The sequence below is a fragment of the Faecalibacterium sp. 7 genome, from assembly GCF_049562865.1.
Lineage (GTDB): Bacteria > Bacillota > Clostridia > Oscillospirales > Ruminococcaceae > Faecalibacterium > Faecalibacterium wellingii.
In genome coordinates this window covers 106961-124358 of record NZ_CP186911.1, presented here as the reverse complement: position 1 = coordinate 124358, position 17398 = coordinate 106961, and the positions used below count along the sequence as shown (strand labels likewise).

The window sequence follows — 17398 nt, the reverse complement described above, 5'->3', positions numbered from 1 at the left end:
CACATCTGAGAAATAGTATAAAAGTCAGTATGCTTCATCCGGTTCGGTAGGTGCTGCGGTAATATCACGGTAGAAAGTGGCCCATGCAGCTTCCTCATAGGGGCGTACAAAAAAGAAGCCAATGCTCAATGGAATTGTCAGCAGAAGAAAAAGAGAAATCGCCATAGCCTCTGAACCGGTGAAATATTTGAGAACCAGAAAACCCCCGGCATACAGTGGCAACGAACAGAGCAGCTCCCAGCCAATGAAGCTGAAATCCAGACAGAACAGCCGCCATTTGTTGCCGTCCATAATCCGCCGGGATTCTGTGATCGCTTCATTTGCAGTCAACGAAGGATGCTCGGACATGATGTAAGGTGTCATCGCATAGCTGTATGTTTTCACGATTCCCGGAATCACCAACAGCAGCGACCAGAGGGCGATGTACAGACCCTGCAGAAATTTCATGCAGAAGCCATCCCACAGACGGTCTTTCTGAGAGAACAAGTCCGAGATGGCAGCATCATTTCCATCTACAAGGTTCAGATTAAAATGAGCATATCCCAGTTGAACTGCACCGCCCACGATCAGTTGGAGGATTGCCCACAGACCAATGCCGACAAGCAAAACAGCAAGCAGCCGACCGCCGTTTGGCTGGGCGAACAGGTTAAAATGAATGTCCTTTGCCTGATTGGAATTGGAAACGACACTGTTGGAACTGCTCACAATGGTAGCACCGAGCGCACTGGCGGCAATACCTGTCAGAACAGCAGTTTTCCATTTTCCGCGCAGAGCATCGAGAGCGAGCATACGATAGTCGGCAGATATTTTCATAAAAGCAACCTCCTGTCTGAAAATGGCAAGTATGTGTGAAAAGGAATATGATATGCCACTTTAATTTAGATACGTTTGAAACGCTGAAAAAATTGCAGCATGAATGAATGAAAAAGAGGCTGTTGCACCGGCTTTTATCCGTGTGCAACAGCCCCTTCCTTTACTTCAGCAGCTTGTCCAGTTCATCATATTGCATTACTGGAGCTTTGCAAGGATTTCTTCAGCCGTCATACCGCTGGCAAGCAGCTTCTTCAGCACATCTTCTGCTTCGCCCTTCTTTGCTTCTTCTGCTGCCTTTGCTTCGGCGGCAGCTTTTTTGTTTTCGGCTTTGGCAAGTTCCTTGGTGGCGGCTTTCAATTCTGCTTTCTTGGCTTTCAGCTGCGTCTTCAGATCATCGAGATTTGCAGTCAACGTAGCAACCTCAGATTCGATTTTCTCTTTTTTTGCGGCCTTTTCTGCAATGACGGCTGCATAATCAACGCTGGCCTTTACAATACGAGCCTTATTCTTGCTTCCCTTGGGTCTTGCCATAATAATTTCCTCCCATAAAGTGAAATAATTTGATACTTACAAGTATATTTCCAAATAGTCAGAATTGCAATAGGTAACATGAGCCGTTTTCAACTGCCAATGCAAATCTTATTCGGTATGCCCGAAGATCGTCGCAAATGTATTCCTTCAATGGTAACAATCATGGAGATTAGTGTTTATCTGGAGATTACCAAAGGATAAATAGAAGCAATTAAAGCCGTTCACCACGCAGATTTTCCAGCGTGGCGAACGGCTTTTTTGCTGCCCCTATATTTACAGGTAGGAGGAATCGAAGAAGTCTTTTAATGTAATTCCTAAACCCTGACAAATTCTTTCAATCGTCTCTACGCTTAACTGCCCTCCCCGACGGGCGGTGGTTTGAATCGTGGAGTACGATATTCCGCATTTCTTTGCCAATACACATAGATTCATATCACGCACTTGCATCAAATCCTGAACACGCTTGATCGTATCCACGAAAACTCCTCCCATCTTTTTAGTTCAAAACTTTTCCAACAACCTCGAATCTTTGCTCTGGAGATATAAGGATCGGCGAATATTTGGTGTTAAGAGAAATCAAAACCGGTTGGTTATGCACCACGCCATAGCTGTCGGTAAGGAACTCTGCTTGGGATTTGTCTGGGGTATGTTCATCGTATTTTTTCAGATATCCACAATCATCATATACGAATATCCCGATATCCCCGCATTCAAGTTCTTCGCAGCGCTTCACCCATACAATCTGTCCGTTATGATAACGCGGCTCCATACTATCACCACTAACATATATTCCAAACTCAGCCCCTGCTGGAACGCTACTAGCAGGCACCTGTATCTGCTGGAACATTTCACCTTCAAGAAAAGCACCTAGACCTGCCGATACTGGCAACTCTGATACAGGCATCATTATGTAGTCGATTTCCGCGGGCTCTTCTGCGTCTGGCTGGTAGCGCCGGGATGCAATCAAGTCCATTTCGTACTCAGCGACTTTTTTTTGCCCGATGTCATTTAGAAGGGCGGGTTTCTGGAAGTTCTTTGTAAAGTAGGAAGGACCCTCCTTGATGTTCAATGCGTAGCAGATAGCAACTAGTTGGTAGATGCTAGGAGTGGTATAGCCTTTTTCCCATTTGCTGATTCCTTTATCACTGACATCGACGCCATAGTGACGGAGAAGTTCAGAGAAAGCTACAAGTGAATAGCCATTCCTTTTTCGTGTGCCTGCGAGAATCTGACCAACCTCATTGCTATCCCTCGCAGCGACTGCATCATAGCGCACTGTGGATGGGGCTATGTGCATTTTGGTGAGCGTGGTTTTCTTTTTCATAACAAGAACACTCCTTTGTGATCCGGTAGCTCTATTATAGTATAGAAAATACAGGAAATCAATAAGAAATCTCTAAAATAGCGACAAATGCGTAATTGACATCTCCATAAAGTAGGTATATAATCGAATCAAATCCACGAATAACAGCTTTTTGGTGTTGATTCTGGACCGAAATCGTATTTGTTCGGTGTTTTTAAGAGGTGATATTATGAGAAAAGAAAACGTAAGATGCCCGATGTGCGGAACCATGAACTATGATGTAGATCTTGATGCAACCGATGGCTGGACAAAATGCCGTCTGTGCAAAGCGGTAACCTGCTCTATGGATGAGTGGAAAAAGCATACAGTGTCCGTTCCTCTGTTAAACGAAAAACAGTTCGTGGCACGCAGTATGACTCGCAAGTAATGCACGCTGCATTCTGATAAATCTGCAAAAAGGAGGATTTCTGATGTGTGGTGATTACAACCTTCGCCGTGAGAAAAGATACGTCGAAGTGGATGTTCGTTTTACTCCTGACGGTAAGATCCGTCCTCTTGCCATAAACTATGACAAGACTCGCACTTATGGAATTGATCGAGTCTTGGCAGTCAAGCATGGTACATCACGTTTTGGCGTGAAAGGACATTGCTTCACCTGCCTGATTTGCGGGCAGAAGCGAAATCTTTGGCTTGAGCAGGGCAAGTGGTTCGTGGAAGCCTACTGCTCTGTGCCGGAAAGCCGTGCTTCATAATGGCAAGGTACTTATCCCGCGCAGACCTTTCGCGCATAGCGGGTAAGTATATCGACCAGTACTATACCCGCTTCGGGATCAGCAAAGATGCCCCGGAACCCATTGACCCTGAACGGCTTGCAAGCGCTGTTCTTGGGCTGAATGTGAAAATGCTGCCGCTATGTAGCGATGGCAGCGTCCTCGGACTGACCGTTTTTCAAAGATGCGGTTTTACCGTAACTTTAGGGGATGGTACAAAGCTTGTAGAGATATTCATGCCGAAGGACATTGTGATCGATTCTGCCCTTGCGGCAGACGGCTGCACCGGATGCCGGAATTTCACGATAGCGCATGAGGCGGCACACCAGATTTTAGCTGACCTGTTCCCGAACGACTATGGAAAAGCAGTCAAGTGCCGTGGGCACATTGCCTATCGGGAACGAAACGGACAACCCTCATGGGAAGAATGGCAGGCAAACACCCTTGCAGCAGAGCTGCTGATGCCGACATTTCTAGTCAACGCCGAAATAGAACGGGCAGCGCTGTGCCTGCCGAATGGAATCCTATACAAATCCGCATCCGACCCGAACTATGAAAAAATTCTGGAGATGGCTGCGCAGATGGGAGTATCGTGGTCTGCTATCAGGATCAGACTACAGCAGATGCAGGTCATAAAAGGCAAACCCATCCACTGCCATCCATTGGACATCATCCGATTTGGAGAATAAACATGATTCAATCAAATAATCGTCCTTTTAAAAATAAACCACTGAGCAATATACAGCAGGCACAATTCAGCATCGGCTGGAGGTTTTGCCCCGTTTGCGGACACAAGCTCTACCAAAAAGATGAGAGCTGTTCAGGCACTATCCGCATAAAGTGCCTCAAGTGCGGCAACGTAGCAACGGTTGATTTAGCCTATCGCAGGCGTTGATTGCTTTATAGGCAAAACACAATTTCAAAAATCGGGTGCATTGCACCCTGAATATGGACTGTTCGTCACCGAGCAACGGGCCATTGCCGCAAGGCAATGTATGAAACGCGCACCAAATAGCCGGGCAACAGCTGATAGAGTGATTCTGCTTTTAGAACCGCTCTGTTAGTTGGTTGTCCGGCTATTTTTTTAGCCTTCAGGTAGCCTGCTCCCGTAAAAAGGAGCAGGCTTTATGTTTGTCTGTTTTTCGTGGATGCCCCAAGCGGCGAAATATCCGTAGCCTTCCAAATTTTCGACTTTTCACGACTTATCGAAAATTTGGAGGTTTACGATGTCTTTTAATAAGGGCTATGAGTTGAAGAAGTTTGAAGCACACTGGGAAAAGCTGCGCATTGAGTACGCGGATGCGGGAATGACGGAAGATGCTATCCAGAAGATGTATGACTATGACCGTCAGCAGTTCAATTCGGAGCGTACCTTCATCGAGCGGACACAGGAGTTCACTGCACCTGCGTATGAAAGCTCCGAGGAAGAAGCATCTCCCTTGATGTTGCGCTATCAGGAGGCTATTACCACAACGGATACCTATCACGAAACTAAGAGCAAATTTGCATGGATCGGCGAAATTGAGAACGAGCGTTTGCTGTCTGCTCTTGAAAATTTATCGGAAGATGACCTCAAACTTTTGACGTTCTACGCCTATGAGGGCTACACGGTTACTGAAATTTCTAAAGTATTAGGGGTGTCGCAGCCAACTATTAGCATAAAAATCAAGAGAATTACTAATTTTCTGAAAAAGTTTGATTTTGATGCTATGGATTGACCATTCTCGTCGGCTACCAAGTGAAGGGACAATTTCCCAAGCGACATCTGCCGCAGGGCAAAGCGTCCGACTTCATGGTCCTTGAAAACTGAATAGTTCCGTCATCTGGTACTCCGATAATGATACTTCCGTAATTCGCGGCCCGGTCACAAAGCAGACGGGGTGGCTGAAATGCCAATGAAGCGGTACAAGTCCGCTGCCAGATGTTTATGCCCCACTCGTAGGGGGCCGAGGGCGAATATGCGAGACCTTTAATCATATTGATCCGGGAACTGCCGGGTACGTTTTTGCGCATCCGGCAGTTTCCGTTTTTTACGTATCCCAATTTATTCTTTATCCGAATATCCACTTTGATACATATAGGAGGACACTTTTATGGATGAGTTGAACCCCACGGTGCGCGAGCAGGAGATCTACGAGGAGATGGAGCTGACCCCTGAGATGGTCAAGTCCATCCGCACCCTCTGCGGTACCTGTCTGCGGCACTTTGTGGATGCAAAGGCATTCAAGATCGCACTTGTACCCAGCGCAGACCGGAGCATGGACACCTGCACCGTCTGCCAGATGCGGCGCGGCTACGATTATGTGGTCATGCACCGCTGATCCAACCATACCACCATACCGTGAACGAAGCCCGCTGCGGAACATCCGGCAGCGGGCTTTGCACATAACAACATGGAGGTACAATTTTGCAGCAAAACTGGAAATTCCAACGCGGAGACATCTTCTTCACCCATTTCGGGGCGAGCACCGGTTCGGAACAGTGCGGTGACCGTCCGGCGGTCATTCTTCAGAATGACGTGGGCAACTATCACTCTCCGACCCTGATCGTTGCGACCATGACAAGCAAGGCGGAAAAGAAAGTAAACCAGCCGACCCACTGCCTGTTGGAAAACGCAGGGTTGAATATGCCGTCCGTTGTGCAGGCAGAGCAGATCTTCACCATCGACAAGAGCCGGGCGCTGAAGTATCTGGGGCATCTGACCCCGGAGGAGATGCGCAGGGTGGATGATGCAGTGCGTATCAGCCTTGCGCTGAACCCCATGGGCAGCATCCAGCAGATGGAGCCTATCCGGCGCTCTACGGCGCTTTACGCGCCGCCTGAGGTGGTGGATGGCAAACCACCTGTCTACCCCTATACGCCCATCAAATCGTCTTTTGAGAACGCCGGAAGCATCGAGGAAATGATGCTGTACACCGAGTTGCAATCCGCGGTTCATGCCATGATCCAGCGGTTGGAATACAGCTTCACCTTCAATCCCAGCCTGCTCACCAGCCCGAAGCGTAAGCAGCAGGTGGCTGAGATCTTAGAGGAAGCCGAGAAGTACATTTGGAGAATTAAGGAGGAAATGCGATGCGCCTGAACGAAAACAATACTTTCATTGGTATCAACCCGCCGTACCAGCTTTCGGTCATCCACAGCAGCAAGCTGATCTATCCCCGCGAGATCTACCAGCGGGGCGTGGAGCGCAAGCGGGTGGAGCTGATCGCCAGAGACTTCAATGAGTACATCGTTAACGAGCCGAAGGTCAGCTTCCGCAACGGCAGATACTATGTGATGGACGGGCAGCACACCATCGAGGGCTGCATCCTCCTCAACGGTGGCGCGGACCGCCCGATCCTCTGCAAGGTCTACACCGGCCTGACGATGGAGCAGGAAGCCCTGCTCTTTGCGGAGCAGAACGGTCACGCCGCACCCCTGTCGGCGGGCATCAAGCTGCGCGCCAAGGTAGTGGGCGGCGATGCGCCTTCCAAGGCGTTTGTCGCAGCCACCAACCGGGTGGGGCTGTCCCTCAACTACGACAGCATGCAGCTGAGCGACTACCGTATCAGCTGCGTGGGCACGGCGCTGAAGCTGTACGACCAGCTGGGCGAAGAAATCTACTGCGAAGCTCTGCGGCACATCGTGGAAGCGTGGGAGGGCAGACCGGATTCCTTCCGGGCGGCTGTCCTGCGGGGCGTGATGTACTTTGTACAGCTGTACCACGGGCAGTACAGCGCGGAGCGGCTTGTCCGTGCGCTGAGCGGCGTCCATCCCATGGAGCTCTACCGTATCAGCCGGGATAACCCCGCCAAGCTTCCGGGCTGGCGGCGGTACGTTTATCCCATCTACACCACCTACAACGGCAAGTGCAGGAAAGACGCGCTGCCGATGAAGTTCTAAACTCAAATATCTCCTTTGGCAAGGGCGATGGTACCCGGAAAAGACCATCGTTCTTTACATATAGTATTTTCTTTCAAATAATTGACATATTGAACTGGAAAGGAGAGGACAGGAATGAGCGAGATCGCAGCCTGCACTTTGATTCAGGAAGAGCCCGACCGCAAGACGGAGCGGTACATGATGATGTTCAAGGATTACCCGGATGTGGTATCCGTAGACATTCTTCAGGAAATGCTTGGCATCTGCCGGAAGAATGCGTATCTGCTGGTCAAGCAGAATAAGATCCACTCGGCGCGTGTAGGACGCAGTTATAAGATACCAAAACTCTGCGTGGTAGAGTACCTGATCGATCAGAATCGGCAACTTGGAGGGATGCGCCTATCAAACTCTCTTGCGCCATCCTTGCAAAACACCCCAGAATCTTCTAAACTTATGATGCCTAAGCAAAGGACGTTTGGCTGCGAACAGAAAGGAGCATAACTATGACAAATGTGGCCGGACATTTAAGAGAACAAAACGGTATGTATCAGATGATTCTGAGCTGGAAAGACACAAATGGAAAGCGCAGAACCAAATCCATCAGCACAGGACTTCCGGTTAAAGGAAACAAAAAAAGAGCTGAATCTCTGTTGCGTAAAACACAAAAAGAGTTTAACCCTGAAACGATGCAGCAGGTTTCCGACCTGCCGGTATCGGAATATCTGAACCGCTGGCTTCGGGAAAGTGTGATGAACCTTCCGCCCGAAACCTATGGCAGATATGCTTATGATCTGGGAAGAGTAGTTGTCCCATACTTTGAAAAGAAGCGGCTGTCTTTGAAAGCACTCTCTCCGCGCGATCTGGAAACGTTCTTCCGCTATGAGCGTCAGCAGGAGGAGGCCAGTGTACAGCAGCTTCTTGATTGGCACAAGGAGTTGACCGATGCCCTGCAATATGCCGTTGCCAATAATTGGCTGAAGGTCAGCCCCATCAAAGAAGTTGACCCCTGCCTTGATAACTCCCCGGTACTTTTCACCGACTTCATCACGGACTGGTTGAAAATGATGAAGTCACGAGTGGAAATCACAACCTATGCCAGCTATGAAAGAGCAATCATTCACAAGATCGTCCCATATTTTGAACCGCTCCACTATACATTACAGGATATGGAACAGCATCCCAAATACATCCAAGACTTCTACCAGCATGAGTTGGATCGTGGCCTTACGGCAAACACCGTCATTCACTATCACGCCAACATCCGCAAATGCTTACAGTATGCTTTTCAAATCGGCATGATCCGTTCCAACCCGGCAGATCGCGTTGAACGTCCTCGTAAGGAAAAGTTCAAGTCGGAGATTTACAGTGGTGAAGAACTGGAGCAACTTTTCAAGGTGATTCAAGGTGACCCTTCGGAGTTTGGCGTCATCATGGCTGCATTCTACGGGCTGCGGCGCAGTGAAATTGTTGGTTTGAAATGGGATGCCATTGACTTTGAGAACAAGAAAATCAGCATTCAGCATACGGTTGTGACCGCAAAGGTCAACGGAACGGTAACGGAAATCGCACGAGATAAGACAAAAACAAAGTCGAGCTGCCGGACACTTCCCCTAATCCCTGCCTGTGAGCAGATGCTCAATAAAATGAAAAAGGAGCAGGAGCAGAATCGGAAGGTCTGCGGCAAAAGCTATTGCAACGATTATCTTGACTATATCTATGTAGACCCGATTGGAAAGCGGATTCGGCCCGACTTTCTGAGTCAGCATTTCCCGGATTTTCTGGTCGCACACCAGATGAAGCGTATCCGCTTTCACGATCTGCGCCATAGTTGTGCCAGTCTGCTCTATGCCAATGGCGTGAGCCTGAAGGAGATTCAGGAGTGGCTCGGTCACAGTGACATCAGCACAACAAGCAACATTTATACACATCTGGATTTCTCCAGCAAGGTGTCCTCGGCGAATGCAATCGTCAACATCTTCCCAGAAAACACCAAAGTATAAGGAACTGAGTAGAAAAAGAAAAACAGCCTAAAATCTTTCGATTCTAAGCTGTTTTATGATGGAGTGCCGATGGTGGGACTCGAACCCACATGGTTTCCCGAACGATTTTGAGTCGTTTGCGTCTGCCATTCCGCCACATCGGCTTATATTCAATTTTGGGACATTAGTACCGGTTTCCGAAGATTGGAGGGATGTTCAGGAGGGATGTAAGAAATCCTGCTTCGACAAACTTTCAAAATTCAACGAATACTCGTGGATTTCCTGCACAGACATGAAAAATCACGAAGCGGATTTTGAGTCTACATCGTCTGCCATTCCGACACATCGGCTGATATCATGATTCTGAAAGAACATTGCTATTATAGCGGATTTTCGGAACAAAATCAAGACTGAGTTTCCTGCAGCTGCAAAAATCGAACGTCTGCCGAGAACGGCGGCACCCTGCGCCGTCAGCCGGAAACACTGCCGGAGAGCCGCCCTGCACAGGGAGCAGCCCTCCGGTTTCTTTTTGTCCGGAAGCAAAAAACGAAAGTCCAGTCCTTGCTCACGGGCGCAGGCTGTGTTACACTGTAAAAAACATGGGATACTAGGAGGAGATCACTTTTGAAACATCTGCATCGGTTTGCGCGCCGCGCGGCGGCGTTTGTGCTGGCGGCTGTACTGTGCGTTTGCGTACTGGCCCCGGCGGCTTCGGCAGCGGTCACCATTGGCGGGGCGGATACCACCCTGATCCCTGCCGAGGAGGAAAACTGCCTTGCGTGGCTGTTCGGCTCTTCGGATACCATCACCATGCCCTACCTGAACATCAAGGGGCAGGGCCTGCGGCGCAACGTCACGCTGGATCTGGTGGACTGTCTGGTGGGCATCACCTACACCGAGCTGGGGTCCATTGGCAGCTATGTCAGTGCCAGCGCCGCCCAGCAGGCGTGGAAGGCGCAGGCGGTGGCCATCCATTCCTATCTGGAATACCACAAGCAGTACGGCTCCTCGTCCAATGCCCTCATCTACACCCCGGTGGATCAGATCCCGTCCTCGGCACGGGAGGCGATCCGCAGGGCGGTGGAGCCGGTGAAGAACGAGGTGCTCACCTATAACGGCAGCGTCTGCGACGCCGTGTGGTCGGCCAGTGCGGGCTACAACACCCAGACCGGCGTATACGGCACCTGTTCCAGCCGGGACGCATGGGGCACCGATGTGCCGTATCTGCAGAGCGTGGAGAGCCCCTACGAGGAGCAGTACCACAACAAGCTGCGCCGGGTCATCGGAAAAGACTATACCTATAAAGAGTACAACGACAGCCGCACCGGTGAGCCCTACGTCAGCGCCGACACCACCCACAAGGATCTGGGCGGCTTTGTGCAGTACAACACCTTTGTGTCCAATGGCCGCAGCTACCGCTATATCGGCCAGTTCGTTTCCTCCCGTTACTGCTTCGACTTTGGCGCGGACGAAAGCGGCACGCCCTGCATGACCTACTACGGCTTCGGCCATGGCGTGGGCATGAGCCAGTGCGGTGCTGTGGGCTACGCACAGGAGCAGGGCATGGGCTACCGGGAGATCCTGCGCCACTACTACACCGGTGCAGGTATTTCCGCTTCCGGCAGCTCCGGCGATGGGTTCTTTGGCTGGCTGCACAGACTGTTCCACTGGTAAACAGCGGAAACCGGCAAAGAAATCCGGTAAAAACCTTCTCAAATCGTGCCGGATTTGGTATACTATAAATTATGTGATTTTTTGAGAGATCATTTTAAGATAAAAAAGTTCCATAGGAGCGGAGATCGGAATGGATCAGGAAAAAGAAACCAAACGACAGGCCGAGCGCTGCCGTGCACTGGCGCAGCGCATCGTGCGGGAGCTGACCCCCGCCAGCATTCAGGTGCTGGGCGGCAGCGGCGCACTGGCCGAAGAACTGGAAAAGACCGGCGCACAGCTGCTGCCGGAGAACGCAGAACTGGGCACCGCTGCCCTGCTGGTGGTGGAGGACCCGGAATGGGTGGACCTGCCCGCACTGCAGTGTGCACAGGTCTTGCTGGTGTGCACCGATGCATCGGCCATGGCTGACTGTGCAAAGCAGCTGGCTGCACAGGGCCTTTACCGTGATTTTGAGTGGAAGAACCGCGGCAAAGCCCAGCAGACCGCGCTGTTCTGCCGCAGCAGTGCAGTGCAGGACGTGCAGCAGCTGCTGGCCGGCTATGAAATGACGCTGGATGAACTGCGGGAGCGGATGCAGCAGGCCGAACGCACCGGCGAAGAGCAGACGGCTCAGCTGGAGCGTCTGCGCAGCGACCTTTCCCTCAGCCGCAGCCACGAGAAGGATCTGGAAAAGACGCTGAACAATGTGACCAGCTCCACCTTCTGGAAGATGAGCTGGCCGCTGCGCTACTTTGTCAGCAAGGGCCGTCAGCTGACACACACCTTCCCACCGTTCGTCTTTTTGGGCCAGCTGCGCCGGGTAGGCATTTCCGGCGTGCGTGCGCAGGCAAAGGCCAGAAAGGAATATGCGAAGCTGTTCCCGGGCAGGACCATGCGCGCCGACCGCTTTGCCAGCGCAGAGCTGCTGGTAAGGCAGGCGGCCGACCAGCCCGCCGCGCCGCGCATCAGCATCGTGGTGCCGCTGTACAATACGCCGCAGCAGTTTCTGGTGGAGCTGCTGGACTCGGTGCAGAACCAGACCTATCAGAACTGGGAGCTCTGCCTTGTGGATGCCGGTCAGGATGAGACCGTGGGCCAGACCGTAGCAGCCCGTGCGGCGGAAGACCCCCGCATCCGTTACCAGAAGCTGGAAAAGAACGAGGGCATTGCGGGCAACACCAATCAGGGCTTTGCACTGGCAACGGGTGAGTTCATCGCCCTGCTGGACCATGACGACATTCTGCACCCGTGTGCTCTGTGGTATGTGGCACAGGCCATTGCCGAACAAGGTGCAGACTTTGTGTACACCGATGAAGTGACCTTTGAGGGCGACATCGACCACCTGACTGTCTACCACTTCAAGCCGGATTATATGCTGGACAATCTGCGCTCCAACAACTATATCTGCCATCTGAGCGTGTTCAGCGCAAAGCTGCTGGCCGCTGTGGGCGGCGATGAGCGCGCTGCGTTCAACGGCAGTCAGGACTACGATCTCTATCTGCGTCTGACCGAAAAGGCGCACAAGATCGTGCATATCCCGCACCTGCTGTACTACTGGCGCTCCAGCCCCACCAGCGTGGCAAGCAACATTTCGGCCAAGACCTACTGTCTGGAAGCTGCGGTCAAGGCCCTGTATGCCCACTACGAGCGTATGGGCATCCCGGTGGACGAGGTGTCCATGATCCCGGGCACGCCGGGCTTTTATAAGACGGACTACACCATCACAAAGCCGGGCCGGGTCAGCATCCTGATCCCCAGCTGCGACCATTCCTCCGACTTGCGCACCTGCGTGGAGTCCATCTGCCGCAAGAGCACCTATGAGGATTTTGAGATCATCGTCATTGAGAACAACAGCAGGGAGCCTGCCACCTTCCGCTGCTATGAAAGACTGCAGAAGGAACACCGGAACCTGCGGGTGATCACATGGCAGGGCACCGGCTTCAACTACAGCGCCCTGAACAACTTTGGCGCAAGGGAGGCCACCGGCGAATACCTGCTGCTGCTCAACAATGATACGGAGGTCATTTCTCCGCGCTGGATCGAAGAAATGCTCATGTACGCCCAGCAGGACCGTGTGGGCTGCGTGGGCGCAAAGCTGCTCTACCCGGACAACACCATCCAGCACGCGGGCATCGGTTTCGGCTTTTTGACCCTTGCGGCCCACATGCACAAGAACTTCCCGGTGGGCCACCCCGGCTATATGGGACGTCTGGTCTATGCACAGGATGTGTATGCGGTCACTGCCGCCTGCCTGATGGTGCGCAAGAGCGTCTACGAGCAGGTGAACGGTCTGGACGAGAGCTTTGCCGTGGCCTTCAACGATGTGGACTTCTGCGTGCGCGTGCGCGAGGCGGGCTATACCAACGTGTTCACCCCCTTTGCCCAGCTGTACCACTATGAGAGCAAGAGCCGTGGTCTGGACGAGAACCCGGTCAAGCGCAAGCGCTTTATCTCGGAGGTGGAGCGCTTCCAGAAGCGGTGGGCAAAGCAGCTGGCCGCAGGTGACCCCTGCATGAACCCGAACTTTGACCTGATGAAAGAGGACTTCAGCTTTGACATCAAACCGCTGGAGTAAAACCCTCTCAGTCTGCTGCGCAGGCAGCTCTCCCGAAGGGCGAGCTTTATGAGGAATTTTTGATTGAAAAGAGGAACCCCGGTGGAGCTTTCTGCTTGTATCGTAGTTTATAACGGCGCGGATGAAGCGCTCAGGGCGGCACAGACCGTGCTGGACTGCACCCGCCGCCACCCGCTGACACTGTATCTGGTGGACAACGCCAGCCCGGACGGCAGCGGCCAGCGCCTTGCCAAGGCCGCGAAGGACGGCACCCTGCACATCCGCGAGGACCAGAAGGTGGAGGTGCTCTGCCGCACAGAGAACGGCGGCTTCGGCACCGGACACAACACGGTGCTCAGCCTGCTGCACAGCCGGGTGCACTTCATCCTGAACCCGGACATCCAGCTGACGGAGGATACCCTCAGTGACCTTGCGGACTGGATGACGGCGCACCCCGGTGTAGTGATGGCGCGGCCCGCACTTACCTTCCCGGACGGCAGGCCCCAGCGTCTGCCGCTGCGCCGGTGCAGCGTGCGGGCCATGGTGTACCGCCAGCTGCCCTGCCTGAAATTCTGGGCCAAGTATAACGAGCGCTATCTGATGGCAGACAGGGACCTGACCAGCCCCACCGAGATCGAGTTCTGCACCGGCAGCTTCTCGGCGGTGGATACCGCAGCCTTCAAGGCCGTGGGCGGTTTTGATGAGGATTACTTCATGTATGTGGAGGACGCCGACCTGACCCAGAAGATGCGCACCCGGGGCAAGGCGTATCTGGTGCCCCAGTACACCGCCATCCATGCATGGCACCGTGCCGCGCACCGCAGCCTGAAGCCTTTTCTGTGGCAGCTGCACAGCCTGCTGCGCTATTTTTCCAAGTGGGGCTTTGCGTGGTAAGCCGCAGTGCCTGCGGCAATGGCGGGACGGACGATTTAAAATGCGCTCCGCGTTCGCTTTGCGCATAAATAGCGGAAGAATTATTTTTGTTTTCGGGATAGCGGAACGCCTGCGGGCGTTCCGCTATCCCATTTTCACGGGAGGGGTCGTGGAAGAAAGCGGCAGCTGCCGCGCTGGTTTCCTGCGGAAACATCCGCGCGGCGGGGTACCCTCTCCGTCATCGCTGCGCGATGCCACCTCCCCCGAAAGGGGGAGGTTTCACTCTACTTACCGGCAGATGGCGAAAAGCTCCTCCTTCGGGGGAGCTGGCTGCGAATGCAGTGAGCAGGCTGAGAGGGTTCGTTTCCAGCTCAACTGCAAAGTGTGCGGTTTTGCCAAGGGCTCTCCCTTTGGGAGAGCTGGCATTGAGCAGCGCGAGATGACTGAGAGGGCGAGGACGCTTGCAGTTTTGCAAAAAGCTCTCCCTGAGATGATTCGCCCTCCATTGCCGCGCAGCGGCACATCATTTTGCGCATAGCGCAAACATCATTGCACCAGCACCTCATTTCTGCGCAGCAAAACATCATTCCTCCTTGCATTTTATGTGAATTGATAGTAAAATAAAGTGAACTGCTATCCCATTTTGCCGTTCCGGACAGGGGAGAGCAGCCCCAAAATCGTTTACAGCGGACGCAGCTCCGCTTTGAATCCATACGTCATCCGGGCGGCCTTCCGTCCGGGCGGCGTACAGCTGCACAACTTTTCAATCTATTTTAAAGGAGTGCACAAATATGAAAGGCATTATTCTCGCCGGCGGTGCCGGCACACGGCTTTACCCGCTGACCATGGTCACCAGCAAACAGCTGCTGCCGGTCTACGACAAGCCGATGATCTATTATCCTCTGTCCACGCTGATGCTGGCAGGCATTCAGGATATCCTGATCATCTCCACCCCGACCGATACGCCTCGCTTTGAGGCGCTGCTGGGTGATGGCAGCCAGTACGGCATCCATCTGCAGTATAAAGTTCAGCCCTCCCCGGACGGTCTGGCACAGGCCTTTATTCTGGGCGAAGAGTTCATTGGCGACGACTGCTGCGCCATGATCCTGGGCGATAACATCTTCTACGGCAACGGCTTCTCCAAGATCCTCAAGACCGCCGCCGCCAATGCGGAAAACAAAGGCCGCTGCACCGTGTTCGGCTACTATGTGCAGGACCCGGAGCGCTTTGGCATCGTGGAGTTCGACAAGGACGGCAAGGTGCTCAGCGTGGAGGAAAAGCCTCAGCATCCCAAGTCCAATTACGCCATCACCGGCCTGTACTTCTACAACAAGGAAGTCGTCCGGATGGCAAAGCAGGTCAAGCCCTCTGCCCGCGGAGAGCTGGAGATCACCACCCTGAACGACATGTACCTGAAGAAGGACGAGCTGGATGTTCAGCTGCTGGGCCGCGGCTTTGCATGGCTGGACACCGGCACCATGGACAGTCTGGTGGAAGCAGCCGACTTTGTGCGCATGATCGAGAAGCGTCAGGGCATCAAGATCAGTGCGCCGGAAGAGATCGCATTCAAGTACGGCTGGATCGACCGCGACACCCTGATGGCAAGTGCTGAGCGCTATGGCAAGAGCCCCTATGGCCAGCACCTGAAGAATGTTGCAGACGGCAAGCTGCGCTACTAAGCAAAAGAGAGGCGTACCCATATGAAAATCATTGTTACCGGCTGTAAGGGCCAGTTGGGCACCGAGATCATCAAGCAGCTGCACGAAGGCCGCAGCGAGATCGGCCCCATCCCGGATAAACTGCTCAACGCTACGGTGATCGCCGTGGACCTGCCGGATCTGGATATCTCCAACTATAAGATGGTGGACGAGTTCATCCGCCGCAACCGCCCGGACGTCATCATCAACTGCGCCGCCTACACCAATGTGGATGGCTGTGAGGTGAACCATGACGCCGCCTTCAAGGCAAATGCTCTGGGCCCCCGCAATCTGGCACAGGCAGCCGAAAAGACCGGTGCCCGTCTGGTGCACGTCTCCACCGACTATGTGTTCTCCGGCCGTGAGAACGGCGGCGTTGCACAGGACGAGGCCACCATTCCCGGCCCCATCAGCGCCTACGGCTCCACCAAGCTCATGGGTGAAAAGTACGTGGAACAGTTCTGCCATCGCCACTTCATCGTGCGCACCGCATGGCTCTACAGCTACTACGGCAAGAACTTCGTCAAGACCATCGTGAACGCGGGCAAAAAGTTCGGCAAGCTGGAAGTGGTCAACGACCAGTGCGGCAACCCCACCAATGCGGTGGATCTGGCCCACGAGATCCTGCAGCTGTGCGTCACCCACGAGTACGGCCTGTACCACTGCACCGGCGAGGGCATCTGCTCGTGGTATGATTTCGCTTCCGAGATCATCCGTCTGTCCGGCGTGGATGCTGCTGTGGCTCCCTGCACCAGCGAGGAATACAAGGCAAAGCACCCGGAAAGTGCCGACCGCCCCAAGTGGAGCGCACTGGACAACCGGATGCTGCGCTGCACCGTGGGCAACGACGTGCGCGACTGGAAGGATGCTCTGGCCTGCTTCTTCACCCACTGGGACGGCGACAACGGCATGAAAGACTGATGATGTATCATGTTGGATGCGATTTTTAGCAGACCTGTTAAGGCCCTGAAGCTCCTTGCAAAGGTGCAGTGTGTGCTGGCGTTTGTGCTTTCGGTCATGCTGTACGGCTATGTTTATGAGGGGCTGAAATACTTCAGTTTCTTTGCAGCCATTGTGCTGGGGTTGGTAGCTGCTGTGGTGCTCTGGATGTTGCAGATGTTCCTTGCATGGGCGATGTACGCTTTTGCAGAGCTGGTGGAGTATACCAGAGCCACCCACGAAGAACTGAGCAACATGAGCAGCGGTCTGGCAGAATATACCAAAGCAATGAGCAGGACGATCAATACCATGAACCGAGAGTTATGCGTGATTGCAAAGCACTATCATGCAGAAGAAGCCAGAGACAACAACACCGCCAGTGCGCAAGCTGCGGCGGATACAAACGATATAGAGGAAACTTGATT

At 53.1% G+C, this 17398-nt stretch carries 19 protein-coding genes and 1 tRNA gene; 15 read left to right on the top strand and 5 right to left on the bottom strand.

Annotated elements, in window-relative coordinates; all coding sequences use genetic code 11:
• Positions 1-24: 24 nt before the first annotated feature.
• The 4 genes from ACKXF7_RS00740 to ACKXF7_RS00725 all read right to left on the bottom strand — a co-directional run bounded on the left by ACKXF7_RS00740 (position 25) and on the right by ACKXF7_RS00725 (position 2668).
• The gene (locus tag ACKXF7_RS00740; protein WP_055185889.1) at positions 25-813 is read right to left on the bottom strand and encodes a DUF975 family protein; all 789 of its coding nucleotides are present in this window, start codon (positions 811-813) and stop codon (positions 25-27) included.
• A gap of 195 nt (positions 814-1008) precedes the next feature.
• Positions 1009-1344 carry a hypothetical protein gene (locus ACKXF7_RS00735; RefSeq protein ID WP_156069500.1) on the bottom strand — a complete coding sequence of 112 codons (336 nt, stop codon included), beginning with the start codon at positions 1342-1344 and terminating at the stop codon, positions 1009-1011.
• Positions 1345-1617: 273 nt separating this feature from the next.
• Positions 1618-1821 (bottom strand): helix-turn-helix domain-containing protein, encoded by a 204-nt coding sequence (locus ACKXF7_RS00730; protein ID WP_223383275.1) that lies wholly within the window; start codon positions 1819-1821, stop codon positions 1618-1620.
• A gap of 19 nt (positions 1822-1840) precedes the next feature.
• Positions 1841-2668 (bottom strand): LexA family transcriptional regulator, encoded by an 828-nt coding sequence (locus ACKXF7_RS00725; protein ID WP_156069502.1) that lies wholly within the window; start codon positions 2666-2668, stop codon positions 1841-1843.
• A gap of 208 nt (positions 2669-2876) precedes the next feature.
• Between ACKXF7_RS00725 and ACKXF7_RS00720 the strand changes: the two genes are divergently transcribed.
• From ACKXF7_RS00720 to ACKXF7_RS00680, 9 genes are all read left to right on the top strand, one after another.
• Positions 2877-3074 (top strand): hypothetical protein, encoded by a 198-nt coding sequence (locus ACKXF7_RS00720; protein WP_081027658.1) that lies wholly within the window; start codon positions 2877-2879, stop codon positions 3072-3074.
• Positions 3075-3117: 43 nt separating this feature from the next.
• The gene (locus tag ACKXF7_RS00715; protein ID WP_156069504.1) at positions 3118-3399 is read left to right on the top strand and encodes a hypothetical protein; all 282 of its coding nucleotides are present in this window, start codon (positions 3118-3120) and stop codon (positions 3397-3399) included.
• 254 nt (positions 3400-3653) lie between these two features.
• Positions 3654-4106 carry an ImmA/IrrE family metallo-endopeptidase gene (locus ACKXF7_RS00710; RefSeq protein ID WP_423741878.1) on the top strand — a complete coding sequence of 151 codons (453 nt, stop codon included), beginning with the start codon at positions 3654-3656 and terminating at the stop codon, positions 4104-4106.
• A 537-nt stretch (positions 4107-4643) separates the two neighbouring features.
• Entirely contained in the window at positions 4644-5135 is a 492-nt protein-coding gene (locus tag ACKXF7_RS00705) for a sigma-70 family RNA polymerase sigma factor (protein WP_423741877.1), read from the top strand.
• Positions 5136-5510: 375 nt separating this feature from the next.
• Positions 5511-5738 carry a hypothetical protein gene (locus tag ACKXF7_RS00700; protein ID WP_005927345.1) on the top strand — a complete coding sequence of 76 codons (228 nt, stop codon included), beginning with the start codon at positions 5511-5513 and terminating at the stop codon, positions 5736-5738.
• An 86-nt stretch (positions 5739-5824) separates the two neighbouring features.
• Positions 5825-6499, top strand: a complete 675-nt coding sequence (locus ACKXF7_RS00695) for a type II toxin-antitoxin system PemK/MazF family toxin (protein WP_097839050.1) — start codon at positions 5825-5827, stop codon at positions 6497-6499.
• Complete coding sequence (locus ACKXF7_RS00690) at positions 6490-7299, top strand: DUF6551 family protein (RefSeq protein ID WP_112145401.1); 810 nt, start codon at positions 6490-6492, stop codon at positions 7297-7299. The genes ACKXF7_RS00695 and ACKXF7_RS00690 overlap by 10 nt, the downstream gene beginning before the upstream one ends.
• Positions 7300-7413: 114 nt before the next feature.
• Positions 7414-7779, top strand: a complete 366-nt coding sequence (locus ACKXF7_RS00685; protein WP_112145399.1) for a helix-turn-helix domain-containing protein — start codon at positions 7414-7416, stop codon at positions 7777-7779.
• 2 nt (positions 7780-7781) lie between these two features.
• Complete coding sequence (locus ACKXF7_RS00680) at positions 7782-9278, top strand: tyrosine-type recombinase/integrase (protein WP_112145397.1); 1497 nt, start codon at positions 7782-7784, stop codon at positions 9276-9278.
• A 64-nt stretch (positions 9279-9342) separates the two neighbouring features.
• Here ACKXF7_RS00680 and ACKXF7_RS00675 read toward each other — a convergent pair.
• Positions 9343-9421 (bottom strand) — tRNA-Leu (locus ACKXF7_RS00675).
• Positions 9422-9881: 460 nt separating this feature from the next.
• On the opposite strand from ACKXF7_RS00675, the gene ACKXF7_RS00670 reads away from it, so the two are divergent.
• From ACKXF7_RS00670 to ACKXF7_RS00645, 6 genes are all read left to right on the top strand, one after another.
• Positions 9882-10931 carry a SpoIID/LytB domain-containing protein gene (locus ACKXF7_RS00670; protein WP_423741876.1) on the top strand — a complete coding sequence of 350 codons (1050 nt, stop codon included), beginning with the start codon at positions 9882-9884 and terminating at the stop codon, positions 10929-10931.
• A gap of 130 nt (positions 10932-11061) precedes the next feature.
• Positions 11062-13485: a glycosyltransferase family 2 protein gene (locus ACKXF7_RS00665; protein ID WP_423741875.1), complete on the top strand. Its 2424-nt coding sequence runs from the start codon at positions 11062-11064 to the stop codon at positions 13483-13485.
• A gap of 63 nt (positions 13486-13548) precedes the next feature.
• Entirely contained in the window at positions 13549-14358 is an 810-nt protein-coding gene (locus ACKXF7_RS00660; RefSeq protein WP_423741874.1) for a glycosyltransferase, read from the top strand.
• Positions 14359-15128: 770 nt separating this feature from the next.
• On the top strand, positions 15129-16016 hold the full coding sequence (rfbA, locus tag ACKXF7_RS00655) for a glucose-1-phosphate thymidylyltransferase RfbA (protein WP_249238165.1): 888 nt from the start codon (positions 15129-15131) through the stop codon (positions 16014-16016).
• Between the two features lie 21 nt (positions 16017-16037).
• Entirely contained in the window at positions 16038-16955 is a 918-nt protein-coding gene (gene rfbD, locus ACKXF7_RS00650) for a dTDP-4-dehydrorhamnose reductase (RefSeq protein WP_423741873.1), read from the top strand.
• A gap of 9 nt (positions 16956-16964) precedes the next feature.
• Entirely contained in the window at positions 16965-17396 is a 432-nt protein-coding gene (locus tag ACKXF7_RS00645; protein ID WP_348584710.1) for a hypothetical protein, read from the top strand.
• Positions 17397-17398 lie beyond the last annotated feature (2 nt).

Excerpts from the sequence above, each read along its gene's own strand:
- ACKXF7_RS00735 (WP_156069500.1), bottom strand. The coding sequence starts at position 1,344 with ATGGCAAGACCCAAGGGAAGCAAGAATAAGGCTCGTATTGTAAAGGCC.
- ACKXF7_RS00685 (WP_112145399.1), top strand. The coding sequence starts at position 7,414 with ATGAGCGAGATCGCAGCCTGCACTTTGATTCAGGAAGAGCCCGACCGC.
- rfbA (WP_249238165.1), top strand. The coding sequence starts at position 15,129 with ATGAAAGGCATTATTCTCGCCGGCGGTGCCGGCACACGGCTTTACCCG.
- ACKXF7_RS00740 (WP_055185889.1), bottom strand. The coding sequence starts at position 813 with ATGAAAATATCTGCCGACTATCGTATGCTCGCTCTCGATGCTCTGCGC.
- ACKXF7_RS00720 (WP_081027658.1), top strand. The coding sequence starts at position 2,877 with ATGAGAAAAGAAAACGTAAGATGCCCGATGTGCGGAACCATGAACTAT.
- ACKXF7_RS00705 (WP_423741877.1), top strand. The coding sequence starts at position 4,644 with ATGTCTTTTAATAAGGGCTATGAGTTGAAGAAGTTTGAAGCACACTGG.
- ACKXF7_RS00690 (WP_112145401.1), top strand. The coding sequence starts at position 6,490 with ATGCGCCTGAACGAAAACAATACTTTCATTGGTATCAACCCGCCGTAC.
- rfbD (WP_423741873.1), top strand. The coding sequence starts at position 16,038 with ATGAAAATCATTGTTACCGGCTGTAAGGGCCAGTTGGGCACCGAGATC.
- ACKXF7_RS00700 (WP_005927345.1), top strand. The coding sequence starts at position 5,511 with ATGGATGAGTTGAACCCCACGGTGCGCGAGCAGGAGATCTACGAGGAG.
- ACKXF7_RS00665 (WP_423741875.1), top strand. The coding sequence starts at position 11,062 with ATGGATCAGGAAAAAGAAACCAAACGACAGGCCGAGCGCTGCCGTGCA.
- ACKXF7_RS00725 (WP_156069502.1), bottom strand. The coding sequence starts at position 2,668 with ATGAAAAAGAAAACCACGCTCACCAAAATGCACATAGCCCCATCCACA.
- ACKXF7_RS00715 (WP_156069504.1), top strand. The coding sequence starts at position 3,118 with ATGTGTGGTGATTACAACCTTCGCCGTGAGAAAAGATACGTCGAAGTG.
- ACKXF7_RS00680 (WP_112145397.1), top strand. The coding sequence starts at position 7,782 with ATGACAAATGTGGCCGGACATTTAAGAGAACAAAACGGTATGTATCAG.
- ACKXF7_RS00645 (WP_348584710.1), top strand. The coding sequence starts at position 16,965 with ATGTTGGATGCGATTTTTAGCAGACCTGTTAAGGCCCTGAAGCTCCTT.
- ACKXF7_RS00710 (WP_423741878.1), top strand. The coding sequence starts at position 3,654 with ATGCCGAAGGACATTGTGATCGATTCTGCCCTTGCGGCAGACGGCTGC.